This window comes from Streptomyces sp. NPDC059456, assembly GCF_042750055.1.
Taxonomy (GTDB): domain Bacteria; phylum Actinomycetota; class Actinomycetes; order Streptomycetales; family Streptomycetaceae; genus Streptomyces.
On record NZ_JBHYVA010000192.1, the window covers coordinates 1 to 12,580 of the forward strand.

The 12,580-nt window shown below is 70.9% G+C and carries 12 protein-coding genes; 8 read left to right on the forward strand and 4 right to left on the reverse strand.

Translation table 11 applies throughout. From position 1 onward, the window contains the following. Positions 1-149 precede the first annotated feature (149 nt). Both ACFXA3_RS18640 and ACFXA3_RS18645 read right to left on the reverse strand, forming a co-directional pair. Positions 150-365 (reverse strand): ferredoxin, encoded by a 216-nt coding sequence (locus ACFXA3_RS18640; protein WP_385188024.1) that lies wholly within the window; start codon positions 363-365, stop codon positions 150-152. A 14-nt stretch (positions 366-379) separates the two neighbouring features. Continuing rightward, positions 380-1,618, reverse strand: a complete 1,239-nt coding sequence (locus ACFXA3_RS18645; protein ID WP_385188025.1) for a cytochrome P450 — start codon at positions 1,616-1,618, stop codon at positions 380-382. Between the two features lie 439 nt (positions 1,619-2,057). Here ACFXA3_RS18645 and ACFXA3_RS18650 point away from each other — a divergent pair, with 439 nt between their 5' ends. The 7 genes from ACFXA3_RS18650 to ACFXA3_RS18680 all read left to right on the forward strand — a co-directional run bounded on the left by ACFXA3_RS18650 (position 2,058) and on the right by ACFXA3_RS18680 (position 9,271). Continuing rightward, positions 2,058-2,849: a thioesterase II family protein gene (locus ACFXA3_RS18650; protein WP_385188027.1), complete on the forward strand. Its 792-nt coding sequence runs from the start codon at positions 2,058-2,060 to the stop codon at positions 2,847-2,849. Between the two features lie 193 nt (positions 2,850-3,042). After that, a complete protein-coding gene (locus ACFXA3_RS18655; RefSeq protein WP_385188043.1) occupies positions 3,043-4,512 on the forward strand; it encodes an AMP-binding protein in 1,470 nt (489 codons plus the stop codon). 11 nt (positions 4,513-4,523) lie between these two features. Beyond that, positions 4,524-5,759 carry a type III PLP-dependent enzyme gene (locus tag ACFXA3_RS18660; protein ID WP_385188045.1) on the forward strand — a complete coding sequence of 412 codons (1,236 nt, stop codon included), beginning with the start codon at positions 4,524-4,526 and terminating at the stop codon, positions 5,757-5,759. Beyond that, the gene (locus tag ACFXA3_RS18665) at positions 5,749-6,246 is read left to right on the forward strand and encodes a cobalamin B12-binding domain-containing protein (protein ID WP_385188029.1); all 498 of its coding nucleotides are present in this window, start codon (positions 5,749-5,751) and stop codon (positions 6,244-6,246) included. Before ACFXA3_RS18660 ends, ACFXA3_RS18665 begins: the two co-directional genes overlap by 11 nt. Beyond that, the gene (locus ACFXA3_RS18670) at positions 6,243-7,610 is read left to right on the forward strand and encodes a methylaspartate mutase (protein ID WP_385188031.1); all 1,368 of its coding nucleotides are present in this window, start codon (positions 6,243-6,245) and stop codon (positions 7,608-7,610) included. The genes ACFXA3_RS18665 and ACFXA3_RS18670 overlap by 4 nt, the downstream gene beginning before the upstream one ends. Next, positions 7,607-8,362, forward strand: coding sequence for a thioesterase II family protein (locus tag ACFXA3_RS18675; protein ID WP_385188033.1), 756 nt, complete (start codon positions 7,607-7,609; stop codon positions 8,360-8,362). Before ACFXA3_RS18670 ends, ACFXA3_RS18675 begins: the two co-directional genes overlap by 4 nt. Positions 8,363-8,524: 162 nt before the next feature. After that, positions 8,525-9,271, forward strand: a complete 747-nt coding sequence (locus ACFXA3_RS18680) for a TetR/AcrR family transcriptional regulator (RefSeq protein WP_385188035.1) — start codon at positions 8,525-8,527, stop codon at positions 9,269-9,271. 399 nt (positions 9,272-9,670) lie between these two features. Here the strand turns inward: ACFXA3_RS18680 and ACFXA3_RS18685 are convergent, their stop codons facing one another. Beyond that, on the reverse strand, positions 9,671-9,859 hold the full coding sequence (locus tag ACFXA3_RS18685) for a hypothetical protein (RefSeq protein ID WP_385188037.1): 189 nt from the start codon (positions 9,857-9,859) through the stop codon (positions 9,671-9,673). 182 nt (positions 9,860-10,041) lie between these two features. Continuing rightward, positions 10,042-11,673, reverse strand: a complete 1,632-nt coding sequence (locus tag ACFXA3_RS18690) for an MFS transporter (RefSeq protein ID WP_385188039.1) — start codon at positions 11,671-11,673, stop codon at positions 10,042-10,044. Positions 11,674-12,360: 687 nt separating this feature from the next. Here ACFXA3_RS18690 and ACFXA3_RS18695 point away from each other — a divergent pair. Then, positions 12,361-12,580, forward strand: a 220-nt coding sequence (locus ACFXA3_RS18695; RefSeq protein WP_385188041.1) for a beta-ketoacyl synthase N-terminal-like domain-containing protein, incomplete at its 3' end; no start/stop codon positions are given.

The window sequence follows — 12,580 nt, forward strand, 5'->3', positions numbered from 1 at the left end:
CCGCCGCGCGGCCCCCCCGCCGCCCCCCCCCCCCCCGCCGGGGGGGTGGGGGGGGGGGGGTGGGGGGTGCCCGACCCGCACGGGTGGGGCGACGGTTCAGGGGCGGTTCCCGGGCGGGGAGCCGCCCCCGGTCGTCCAAGCGGGTGGGGTCACTCGGCCGCGGCGCCCGCGTGCTCGACGAGGCTCAGGGCCTGTACCGGGCAGGCCTCGATGGACTCCAGGATCTGGTCGCGCAGCGACTCGCCGGGCTCGTCGACGACGAGGATGGCCTGGCCGTCCTCGTTCTGGTCGAAGACGTCCGGCCCCGAGAGCACACAGGCCCCGCAGGCGACGCAGACGTCCTTGTCGATAATGACCTGCAGCATCTTCGTCCTTTCCGTTACCAGGTGACCGGCAGCTCGTGCAGGCCGTCGATGAGGGCCTTTTCCTTGAAGGGGAGCTCCTCCACCGGCTTGGCGAGGCGCAGCCCGGGGACGCGGCGCAGCAGCGTCGTGAACACGACCTCCATCTGCATCCGGACCAGGACCTGGCCGGCGCAGCGGTGGTGGCCGTAGCCGAACGCGATGTTCTGCGCGGCCTCCTTGCGGTGGAAGTCGAGGGTGTTCGGGTCCGCGAAGACGCTCGGGTCGTGGTTGGCCGCGGTCAGCGAGCAGATGACGCCCTCGCCCTTGCGGATCAGCTGACCGCCGATCTCCGCGTCCTCCTTCGCGACCCGGACGGTGCCGTGGTCGGCGACGCTGGAGAAGCGCATCAGCTCGTCGACGGCCTGGCCGGCGAGCTCCGGGTTCTCGCGGAGCAAGGCCGCCTGCTCGGGGTGGCTGAGCAGCACCAGGACGGCCATGGTCATGCCGTTCATGGTGCTTTCGTGGCCGCCGGCGATCATCGTGCGCACGAGGGCGCTGATGTCGGTGGGGCCGAGGTCGCCGCCGCGCTCCTGGTTGCGCAGGATCAGGCTGCTGATCAGGTCGTCACCGGGGTTCTCCGTGCGTTCGGCGATCAGCCGGTGCAGCAGGATCTCGACCTCGGTGTTGGCGGCGGCGTGCTCCTCCGGGGTGCCCTGGGTCACCAGCGAGGTGATCCAGCGGTAGAAGAGGTCCGTCTGGTCGCGCGGCACGTCCAGCAGCTCGGTCATCGCGACGGACGGCAGCGGCATCGTCAGCGCGGAGATGATGTCGACCGGGCCGCCCTGGGCGAGCATCGCGTCGATGAGCTCGTCGACGATCTCCTGGGTGCGGGGCCGCATGGCCTCGACCTTCTTGGCGGTCATCTCCGGCATCAGCATCATGCGGTGCTGGGTGTGCACGGGCGGGTCCATGTGGAACAGGGTCCGCTGCACGATGCCCTGCTCCAGAAGCTCCAGCGGGAAACCGAACTGGAGCGGGTAGCCGGGGTCGGCGATGTCCGACTGGAAACGGGGGTCGCGCAGCATCTGCTGCATGTCCTCGTAGCGGGTCAGCAGCCAGGCCTCACGGCCGTTGAACGTCAGCTTCACACGGGAGACCGGCTCCGTCTCGCGCAGCACGGCGTACTCGGGAGCCGGCTGCATCGGACAGCCGGTGCGCGCCAGCGGAAACGGGCGGACCGTCGTTCCCGACTGCGCCTGGGTGAGTTCCGTCATGGGTCCCTCTCTCATCCGCCCCGCACCTGGTGTGCGGTCACGGCCTGGATCGATCGCGTGGGTCGTGGTCGTGGTCGGGCTCGGGCTCGGGCTCGGCGGGTGGCAGTGGGAGGACGCCCGCACAGGTGCGTCACCGCTTCGCGGGAAATGCCTGCGCATTCCTCCCCCGGACTCTCCCCCGGCTTCCGCCGGGAGGTGCCCCCGTCCGGAGGGACCCGCAACCGGAGTTCACCTCATTCAGGCTGCTGTCCTTCACCCCTGCTGAAAACCCCTAAGCCGCCGCGCCCCTGGTGGGAATGGCGCGGCCCGGCCGAAATTAGGGGTGGTGAAGGGTGGTCACAGGGGGCGGGGGCAATGGCGGCGGGGCCCCGGGCGCCGTTTCGATGGAACGAGGGCAACGGGATACCGCCCGGTTGCCGGGAAGGGAAGTCGAAGAGTCATGACGGAAACGCTCCAGGGCACCAGCGCATGGATCCGGCGGTTCCAGCCCTCGCCGGACGCCCCCCACCGCCTCGTCTGCTTCCCGCACGCGGGCGGCGCCGCCACGTACTTCTTCCCGATGGCCCAGGCGCTCGCGCCGGACGTGGACGTCCTGGCCGTCCAGTACCCCGGGCGCCAGGACCGCCGTACGGAGCCCTGCATCGAGGACATCGGGACGCTCGCCGCGCACGCCGCCGAGGAGGTCCTGGGCTGGTCCGACCGGCCCGTGACCCTGTTCGGGCACAGCATGGGCGCCCTGATCGCCTTCGAGACCGCCCGCCGTCTGGAGGAGCGGGGCCGGCCGGCGGCCGGGCTCGTGGTCTCCGGCATGCGCGCCCCGTCCCGCCGCGGCGGGACCGGCGCCGGTACGGGCGCCGGTACGGCCCGGGCCGAGACCGAAGAGGAGCTCGTCGCCGGCATCCTGCGCCTGCGGGGGACGGACGCCGCCGTCCTGGACGACCCCGAGCTCGTCCGCATGATCCTCCCCACCATCCGCAGCGACTACAGGGCCGCCGAGAGCTACCGCTGGCTCCCCGGCCCGCCGCTGCGCACACCGATCGCGGTGCTGACCGGGACCGAGGACCCGCACGTGAGCGCGGACGGGGCCGCCGCCTGGCGGGAACACACCGCCGGGCCGTTCACCCTCTCCGTCTTCACCGGCGGGCACTTCTTCCTGAACGAACACGCCGACGACGTCCGGAGGGTCGTGAGCGACCACATTTCCCGGTCGTTCCAACCGAACTCAGTCTGAATTCAAGCGACACCTGAAAAGAAGGATGTCCTGTCTCCCTCGGCTCTTTTCCAGCCGGTTCCACGGGGGGACGAACCGAGCCACAACTCGAGGCAGGAGTGGGGCGTTGGTCAGCCTCTCGTATTCGATACGCGAAGAATCCGGAACAACCGGAATTACCCACGGAGCGTCCCCGGGCGAAACCGTCCACGGACTGCTGGACGCAGCCGCCGCGGCGGCGCCGGACGCCCCCGCCATCCGCGACGCCGCGGGTGCCTGGACCTACCGGCAGCTCGACGAGTACAGCCAGGCCTTCGCCGCCTGGCTCGCCGGCCGCGGCGTGGGCGTCGGCGATCCCGTCGTCCTGCAGCTGCCGACCAGCCGTGAGCTGGCCGCCATGTTCTACGGGGCCTCCCGGGCGGGAGCGGTGTTCGTACCGCTCAACCCCACGATGAAGCCCTACCACCTGCGCCAGGTCAGCGAGAACGCCGGGCCCAAGCTGGCCATCGGCTCCGCCGCGACCGGGCCGGGCCTGGAGGAGGCCGTCGGCGGGGTGCACCTGCTCGCCGACGTGTGGGCCGAGGTCGAGGAACTGCGCGCCCGCGGCGCCCGCACCACCTCCGAGGTGCGCCCCGAAGACGTGGCGACCCTCATCTACACCTCCGGCAGCACGGCCGCCCCCAAGGGCGTCGTCTGCCCGCACGCCCAGGTGGCGTTCGCCTCCCGGGCGCTGACCGAGGCCCTCGGCTACCGGTCGGACGACATCGTCTTCTGCCGCTTCCCGATGTCCTGGGACTACGGTCTCTACAAGGTCGTCATGACCTGCATCGCGCGCTGCGAGATCGTCCTCGCCGACCAGGACTCCGACCTCACGCTGGTGCGCCGGATGCGCGAGACCGGCGCGACGGTGGTCCCCATCGTCCCGTCCTTCGCCTCCATGATCGTCAGCCTGGCGAAGCGGGACACCGAGCCGCAGGCCCCGGTCCGGATGTTCACCAACACCGGCGCGGCGCTGCCGCCCGCCACCATCGACGCGCTGCGCGAGCACTTCCCCGGAGCCCGCGTGGTCCGCCAGTACGGTCAGACCGAGGCCAAGCGCATCACCGTCATGCCGCCCGAGGAGGACCGCGAGCGCCCCGGCGCCGTCGGTCTTCCGCTGCCCGGCACCCGCGTGCTGATCGTCGACCCGGACGGCAACGAGCTGCCCGCCGGCGAGGTCGGCGAGATCGTCGCCGTCGGCCCGCACGTGATGCCCGGCTACTGGAACAGCCCCGAGATCACCGCCGACACCTTCCGCACCGACCCCGCGAGCGGGCAGCGCAGCCTGCACACCGGGGACTACGGCAGCCTCGACGCCGACGGCTACCTGTACTTCGAAGGCCGCCGCGACGACATGTTCAAGCGCAAGGGCCTGCGGATGAGCACCCTCGAGATCGAGGGCGCCGCCATGGACATCCCCGGAGTCCGCGCCGCGGCCGCCCTGGCGCCCGGCGAGAAGCACGACCTCGCCCTCTTCGTGGAGAGCGACCTGACCCCCGCCGAGGTGCTCAAGGGCGTGGCCCAGCGGCTGGAGCCCGCCAAGGTCCCGGCGATCGTCCGCGTGCTGAGCGAGTTCCCGCTCACCCAGCACGGCAAGAACGCCCGCAAAGAGCTGGCGCTGCTGCTTGAGGGAAGTGGAAAGTGAGTTCCCAGTCCATGGAGCCGACCGAGCTCGCCCGTCAGTACGGTACGCCCCTCTACGTGTACGACCTCGACCGCGCCCGCGCCGCCCGCCGGGACCTCTTCGGCTGGCTGCCCGAGGGCTTCGAGGTGTTCTACGCCTTCAAGGCCAACCCGCACGTCGACCTCGTCCGGGCGCTGCGCGACGGCGAAGGCCCCGCATGCAAGGCCGAGATCAGCTCCACCGGTGAGCTCGCCGCGGCCCTCGAGGCCGGCTACCCCGGCGCCGACATCCTGTACACCGGGCCCGGCAAGACCCCCGAGGAGCTGTCCGAGGCCATCGCGGCCGGCGTGCGCACCTTCTCCGCCGAGTCCCTCGGCGACCTGGAGCACATCGGCCGGGCCGCCCTCGCGCAGGACACCGTCGCCGACTGCCTGCTGCGCATCAACAGCGCCTCGGCGAGTGCCACCACCAGCATCCGGATGACCGGCGCCCCCACCCAGTTCGGCATCGACAGCGAGACCGTCCCCGGTATCGCCGAGCAGCTGCGTTCGGTGCCCGGCACCCGCATCGCCGGACTCCACCTGTTCTCCCAGAGCAACGCCGCCGACGAGGAGTCCCTCATCGGCGAACTCACCCACACCATCCGGGTGGCCGCCGCGATCCAGGACGACCTGGGCGTCCCGCTGCGCCTGCTCGACATCGGCGGCGGGTTCTCCGTCCCGTACGCGCAGCACGGCGAGCGGGACCGCTACCCCAAGCTCCGCACCGAGCTGGAGGCCTCCCTCGACGTCCACTTCCCGCAGTGGCGCGAGGGTGCACCGCGGCTCGCCGTCGAGTCCGGCCGCTACCTGTCCGGCGACAGCGGGACGCTCGTCGCCCGCGTCAGCAACGTCAAGATCAGCCGGGGCAAGAAGTTCGTCATCCTCGACGCCGGCATCAACACCTTCGGCGGGATGTCCGGCCTCGGCCGGCTGCTGCCGGTGTCCGTGCAGGTCGAGGCGGGCGACGAGACCGAGAAGGCGAGCCTGGTCGGCCCGTTGTGCACCCCCGGGGACGTCCTCGGCCGGGGCATCGACCTGCCCCTGCTGGCGGAGGGCGACCTCGTCCGCATCCCCAACGCCGGTGCGTACGGGCCCACGTCGAGCCTCCTGATGTTCCTGGGGCGGCCGGCCCCGACCGAGGTCGCCGTGTCCGGCGGCAAGGTCGTCTCGGTCTCCCGCATCGAGCACGTACGCACGTACCGGACCGAGGAGGGCGATGATGCGTGACCTGCCGGCGAGAACCGCGGAGGCGTTCGTCGAACGGTCGAAGGGGACCGTGATCGTCACCACCCTGGCCTCCGACTCCCACACCTGGAACCTCGTCTTCCTCCAGCTGCTCATCGAGGAGTGCGGGTACGACGTGGTCAACCTCGGCCCCTGCGTCCCCGACGAGCTGCTCGTCTCCGAGTGCCGCGACCGCAATCCCGAGATGATCGTGATCAGCAGTGTCAACGGGCACGGCTACCAGGACGGGATGCGGGTCATCGGCCGGCTCCGGGACTGCGGCCCGCTGGCCGCCACGCCGATCGTCATCGGCGGCAAGCTCGGCACCGACGGCGGCGAGGGGGCCAGCCGCACGACCGAGCTGATGGCCGCCGGTTTCGACGCCGTGTTCGAGGACGGCCAGGACCCGATCGCCGCGTTCCACGCGTTCCTCGCCACGCTGCCGCCCGCACCGCAGCGTGCCGTGGACCACGCCCGGGTCTCCGCATGAGCGGACTCGCCGCCGTCCGCGAAGGGCGGCCCGCCGGCCCGGCCCCCGTCGACTTCGGGGAGTTCGTCCGCAGGGAGGGCGGCAACGGCCGCCTCGTCGTCCAGCCCCGGATGGGCTTCGGGGACCCCGGCCGGATGCGCACCGGGCTCGTCGCCACCAAGGCCGCCGACGCCGCCACCGTCGGCACCCTCACGCTCGACAGCTACACCCGCGTCGGCAACCTGGAGGCCGTCGAGACCGCTCTGCGCGACGGCATCGACCTCAACGGCTACCCGGTCGTCAGCCATCCGGCGGCCACCACCGCCGCCGTGCTCGGCGGCGTCCGCGACGCGGGGTTCCCGGTCCAGGTCCGGCACGGCTCGGCCACGCCCATCGACATCTTCCGGGCGATGATGCGGCTCGACCTCAACGCCACCGAGGGCGGCCCGGTCTCGTACTGCCTGCCCTACGGGCGCACCCCGCTCGCGGACGCCATCCGCAACTGGGAGGACTGCTGCGACCTGTACGTGCGCATGCAGGACGTCGGCATCGAACCGCACCTGGAGACCTTCGGCGGCTGCATGATGGGCCAGCTGTGCCCGCCCAGCCAGCTCGTCGCCATCAGCTTCCTCGAAGCGATGTTCTTCGCCCAGCACGGCCTGCGCTCCATCTCGATGAGCTACGCGCAGCAGACCGACCCGGTCCAGGACCGGGAGGCGGTCACCGCGCTGCGCCGGCTCAGCGCCGAACTGCTGCCGGTCGACAACTGGCACGTCGTCATCTACGCGTACATGGGCGTCTATCCCGAGACCGACCACGGTGCGTACGGACTGCTCGGCAGCGCCGCCGAACTGGCCGTCAGCACCGGCGCGGAACGCCTCATCGTCAAGACGGCCGCGGAGGCCCGCCGCATCCCGACCATCGCGGAGAACGTCCAGGCCCTCGAATACGCCAGCCGGACCGCGCTGCGCACCGGCCGCGGACCCGACGACGCCTTCCTCGACTCCCCGACCTACCAGGAGGCGCGCGCCCTGGTGGACGCCGTCCTCAACCTCGACGACGACCTCGGGCGCGCCCTGCTCAAGGCGTTCCGGCACGGCTACCTCGACGTCCCGTACTGCGTGCACCCGGACAACGCGGGCCGCGCGCGCAGCTACATCGACTCCCGCGGCCGCCTGGCCTGGGCCGACACCGGCAAGCTGCCGCTGGCCGGGATCGCGGAGCGCGGGCCGTCGCGGAAGATCGGCTCGGCCGACCTGATGAACGACCTCTTCCATGTCCGGTGCAAGTTCGACGCAGGTCCCCGCGAGCTCGACCCCGTCACCGCGGAGCTGGTCCGCGGGCAGGCGGCGGTCGGGCCACGGACGAAGGAGTACACCGCATGACCATCATCCAGACCCCCGTGGAGACCGGCGCGTGGGTGCGCCGCTTCCACGCCGACGGCCAGGGCGCCGCGCACCGGCTGATCTGCTTCCCGCACGCGGGCGGCTCGGCGTCGTTCTACTTCCCCGTCTCCCGCGCGCTGACCCCGGGCGTGGACGTGCTGGCGATCCAGTACCCGGGCCGCCAGGACCGCCGGCACGAGCCCTGCATCGACTCCATCGCCGGCCTGGCGGACGCCCTCGCCGAAGAGGTGCGGCCGTGGTGCGACCGGCCCGTCACCTTCTTCGGGCACAGCATGGGCGCGACCCTCGCGTTCGAGGTGGCCCGGCGGCTGGAGGCCGAGGGCATCGCCCTGCACGGACTGTTCGCCTCCGGCCGGCGGGCCCCGTCCACGGTGCGCGACGAGCGGGTGCACCTGCGCGACGACGACGGGCTGCTCGCGGACATCACCCGCCTCGCCGGCACCGACACCGCGGTGCTCGGCGACCCGGAGATCGTTCGCATGATCCTTCCGGCGATCCGCTCCGACTACCGGGCCGCCGAGACCTACCGGTACGCGCCGGGCCCGCAGCTGACCTGCCCGCTCTTCGTCCTGACCGGCGACAGCGACCCGCACGTGACGCCCGAGGAGGCGCGTGCCTGGGAGCGGCACACCACCGGCCCGTACGCGCTGCGCACGTACCCCGGCGGCCATTTCTACCTCAACTCCCAGGCGGGTGCCGTCCTGGGGGAGATCAGCGCGCACCTGGGCTGACCGGCCCCGGTCCGGGCACCGGCTCCCGCCGAATCCGGCGGGAGCCTTTCCCGTATCCCGGCCGGGGTGCGGGAAAACGGCCTGGTGACGCATACCATGTCAGCTATGCGTGCGTGATACGCATCGAATCCGTGAAGAGGACGAATGAAGGCGGGACGCTCCATGACCAGCAACGAGGGCAGCGGCCTGCCGGGCAGCATCGACGTGCTGTGGGAGCTGCGCAGCCGCGAACAGCGCGGAGCGCGCGCCGGCCTGAGCGCGGCACGCATCGTCACGGCGGCGATCGAGTACGCGGACGAGTTCGGGCTGGGTTCCCTGTCGATGGCCCGGGTGGCCGAGCGGCTCGACTTCGCGACGATGTCCCTGTACCGGCACGTGTCGAGCAAGGACGAACTCCACTCGCTCATGGTCGACATGGCGTACGGCAAGCCGCCACTGCTCGAAGGCAGCGACAAGGACTGGCGCGGCGGCCTGGAGCTGTGGGCCCGCGCGTTCCTGGAGATCTTCCGGCGCCACCCGTGGATGCTCCAGGTCCCGGTCAGCGGGCCGCCGCTGGAGCCGGGCCAGATGAGCTGGCTCGAATGCGGGCTGCGCACGCTCGGCCGCACGGGGCTCTCGCCGAACGAGAAGCTCTCGGTGATGCTGCTGATGGTCGGCTACGTGCGCAACAACGCGCAGGTGTCGATGCCGCTGACCAGCCAGGACGAGACCGAGGAGGAGCTGATGGCCAACTACGGCCGGGCGATGGACAAGTTCGTCGATGCCGAGACCTTCCCCGCGGTCCGCGAGCTGATCGAGGCCGGCACCTTCCAGGAGACGGACGACGACTTCACGTTCGGCCTGGAACGCGTCCTGGACGGCGTCGAGGTCCTGATCCGCAAGAACTCAGGCGAAAACCCCCTGGCCTGAGTCTGTACTGCAGCCGTCGGCACCGGAGGGGCGCTCACCAGGGTCGTCGCGCTCGTGGGTGCGCATCGAGCGGCGGGAATCCGCGTGGATCGGCTCCCGGGAATGCAATGGCACCGTCCTGCACGGGATCGTGGCGCCCCGGAGTGGCAGGGGATCCAGTTGTCGTGCGGGCCGGTGGAAGTGACGGGCGGAAGCGGGGCCGGCGGACCTGTGAACCCGGTCCTCGGGTGAGGGCGGAGGGGCGAGCGGCCAAGGGAACGGTCTTGAAAACCGTCGTGGCAGCGATGTCACCGTGGGTTCAAATCCCACACCCGCCGCAGTTGGACGGTCCCGACCAGGGGGAGTGGTCGGGGCCGTTCGGTGGTGCGCGCCGTCTGTCACTGCGCGGGGCGCGGTGAATCAGCGCTTTTGTGCCCTGTACCGCTTGAGGAGAGCAGTCAGCTTCGCCGGGTCGGCAGCACCGTTCAGCTCGACCAGGAGGTCGTCGGGGCAGAGCTCGTAGTGATCGCCCCACCAGCGCCCGCCCTTGTTGTCCCAGATGCGGTATCCCCCGGGTACGCCCCGGGCCACGTACCGTCTTCTGCTCATGTTGCCCGCCCCCCGTCGCGATCGCCTCCGCACGGTACATCGCGGGCGGCAGGGCGGCAGGGCGGCAGGGCGGCAGGGCGGTTGTTCGCTGTTCAGATCGTGAGGGGGAAACGCGTCCGCCCCGGCCACCTGTGGTGGCCGGGGCGGACGTTTTCTTTCTCGTGCCCTTCGGGGCTACCGGTTCAGTGGTAGGCGACCGAAGAGTGCGGTGCGGCGGCGGGGGTGGGAGCCGCACCGGCGGTGGTCCGGACGTGCTGGGGCTCCTGCGACTGCGCGGCCTCGACCGAGCCGGGCAGCGCCGCCTCGATCGGGGTCTTGCGGAGCAGGATCGCGGCGAGCAGGGCGGTGAGGGCCATGAGCCCCGCACCGGCGAGCGAGGCCACCTGGAGGCCGTGCGTGAAGGCCTCCCGGCTCGCCTCGATCACCTGGGCGCCGACCTGCTGCGACTGGTGGGCGGCCACGTCGGCGGCGCCGCCGATGGTGCTGCGCAGCGACGCGAGCGCCGTGCCCGTGACGCCGTCGGGGCTGACGTTCGCCATGTCGTCGCGGTAGACGGCCGAGCCGATGGAGCCGAGCGAGGCGAAGCCGAAGGCGATGCCGAACTCGGTGAAGGTCTCGGACGTCGCGACCGAGGAACCGGCCTGCTCCGGCGGGGCCGAGGTGACCACGATCTCGGCGGCGAGGGTCTTCGACGCCACCATGCCGCCGGCCAGCAGGCCGACGCCGACCAGGACGACCGCGATGTTGGAGTCGACCTCGACCATGGTCAGGACGCCGAAGCCGGCGGCCATGATGACCAGGGCGGAGCCGATCAGGACGGCCGGGCGGACCTTGCGGCCGAGCGAGGCCGACAGGGCGACCGCGATGCCGATGGCGGGCATCGGAGCCAGCGACCACAGCGAGGCCTTGAGCGGGGAGTAGCCGAGCACCAGCTGGAGGTACTGGTTGGTCAGGACGCTGCTGCCCATCAGGGCGAACGCCACCATCAGGTTGACGATGACCGCGCCGCTGAAGCCGCCGCTGCGGAACAGCGAGATGTTGATCATCGGGTTGGCGGCGACCTTCTGGCGGATCACGAAGGCGACGACCAGGAGGGCGCCGACGACGGCCCAGATGAGGGCGCTCTGGCTGTAGCCCTCGATGACGAGCTCCTTGAACCCGTAGATCAGCGTCATGACGCCGGCCAGCGAGAGCGCGGTGCTCAGCAGGTCGAGCTTGCCGCGGTTCGGGTCACGGTACTCGGGCAGCAGGAACGGGGCCGAGAGCAGCACCAGGACCATCACCGGGGTGTTGATCAGGAAGACCGAGCCCCACCAGAAGTTGTTCAGCAGCAGACCGCCGACGACCGGACCGATGGCGGCACCCGAGGTGAGCGTGCCACCCCAGGCCGCGATGGCCGTCTTGCGCTCCTTCGCGTCGTGGAACATGTTGCGGATCAGCGCCAGCGACGTCGGCGTCAGCGTCGACGCGGCCAGGCCGAGCAGCGCCCGCGAGGCGATGAGCATCTCGGGGCTGGTGGAAAAGGCGGCGAGGGCCGAGGCCACGCCGAACAGGGCGGCACCGATGAGCAGCAGCTTGCGGCGGCCGATGCGGTCGCCCAGCCAGCCGACGGTGACCAGGGTGCCGGCCAGGACGAAGCTGTAGATGTCCATGATCCACAGCAGCTGCGAGGCGGTGGGCGAGATGTCCTCGCTCAGCGGCGCGATCGCGAATCCCAGCACGGATACATCGACAGAGACCAGCAGGGTGACCAGGACGATCACTCCTAGGCCGATCCACTCCTTCGTTCCTGCCTTGGGCTTCAGTTCCGTCATGGCAATCGTCCATATCCTCTCGGCGTACGCGGCACGCAGAGCGTATCAGGTACGCACATGCGTGTCACGTACTCGTTGGGGGGTGGAGGGTGGGGTGGGGGGTTGCGCCGCGAGCGGTGGAAGCGGGAACGGGTCCTGCGTGGAGCGGCGGAAGACAGCGTGAGCGCCGTGGGGTGCGGTACCCCAGGCGCTCGATGGAATAGATATGAGTGAGATCCTGCACGGAAAGCAGATCGCCGGTACGGAGTGCTAACGCCGGGTCTTTGCAAGACATGGTGTATCCCTGAAAGCAAGCGTATTTCCGGTGGACGATTCGTCTGACTCTCGTCAGAGTTTCCGCACTGAACGCTAACGGAGCGATTTGCCCCGGAGCCACCCCTAACCACCCCTAAGCCGACCCCTGGTATGCCGTTGCCGGCGTCCAGGGGTCCGGCCGGAGCCGGGGGCCCAACTCGGGCCGCTCCCCACCGGGGAGGGGTGGGACGGTCGTGATCCTAGGGGGCCCGGGGCCGCGCTCAGGGGTGGGCGGACCACCCGTCGCCGAAGTAATTTTCGAGAGATCTCAGTCCGCTGCGAGTTTGTGAAACGTACGTGCCGGCTCGGCGCAGTGTCGGAATTCCTGCCCCCGAGTGCACGGAAAACACATCTCGCCCCGGCGTCGTCGAATGGCATAGGAGGGTGTGCTCGGTGAGCAACGAGGAGAAGCTTCTCGGGTATCTACGCCGGGCGACCACCGACTTGCGCGAGGCCCGCAAACGGCTCGCCGCGGCGGAGCGCAGGTCGTCGGGCGAGCCGATCGCGGTCGTGGGCATGGCCTGCCGCTACCCGGGCGGTGTCACCTCCCCGGACGAGCTGTGGAAGCTCGTGGCCGAGGGCCGCGACGGGGTCTCCGCGTTCCCCGAGGACC

Bases quoted from the DNA above. Each gene is read 5' to 3' on its own strand.
- ACFXA3_RS18640 (WP_385188024.1), bottom strand. From the start codon at position 365: ATGCTGCAGGTCATTATCGACAAGGACGTCTGCGTCGCCTGCGGGGCC.
- ACFXA3_RS18645 (WP_385188025.1), bottom strand. From the start codon at position 1,618: ATGACGGAACTCACCCAGGCGCAGTCGGGAACGACGGTCCGCCCGTTT.
- ACFXA3_RS18650 (WP_385188027.1), top strand. From the start codon at position 2,058: ATGACGGAAACGCTCCAGGGCACCAGCGCATGGATCCGGCGGTTCCAG.
- ACFXA3_RS18660 (WP_385188045.1), top strand. From the start codon at position 4,524: ATGGAGCCGACCGAGCTCGCCCGTCAGTACGGTACGCCCCTCTACGTG.
- ACFXA3_RS18665 (WP_385188029.1), top strand. From the start codon at position 5,749: ATGATGCGTGACCTGCCGGCGAGAACCGCGGAGGCGTTCGTCGAACGG.
- ACFXA3_RS18670 (WP_385188031.1), top strand. From the start codon at position 6,243: ATGAGCGGACTCGCCGCCGTCCGCGAAGGGCGGCCCGCCGGCCCGGCC.
- ACFXA3_RS18675 (WP_385188033.1), top strand. From the start codon at position 7,607: ATGACCATCATCCAGACCCCCGTGGAGACCGGCGCGTGGGTGCGCCGC.
- ACFXA3_RS18680 (WP_385188035.1), top strand. From the start codon at position 8,525: ATGACCAGCAACGAGGGCAGCGGCCTGCCGGGCAGCATCGACGTGCTG.
- ACFXA3_RS18685 (WP_385188037.1), bottom strand. From the start codon at position 9,859: ATGAGCAGAAGACGGTACGTGGCCCGGGGCGTACCCGGGGGATACCGC.
- ACFXA3_RS18690 (WP_385188039.1), bottom strand. From the start codon at position 11,673: ATGACGGAACTGAAGCCCAAGGCAGGAACGAAGGAGTGGATCGGCCTA.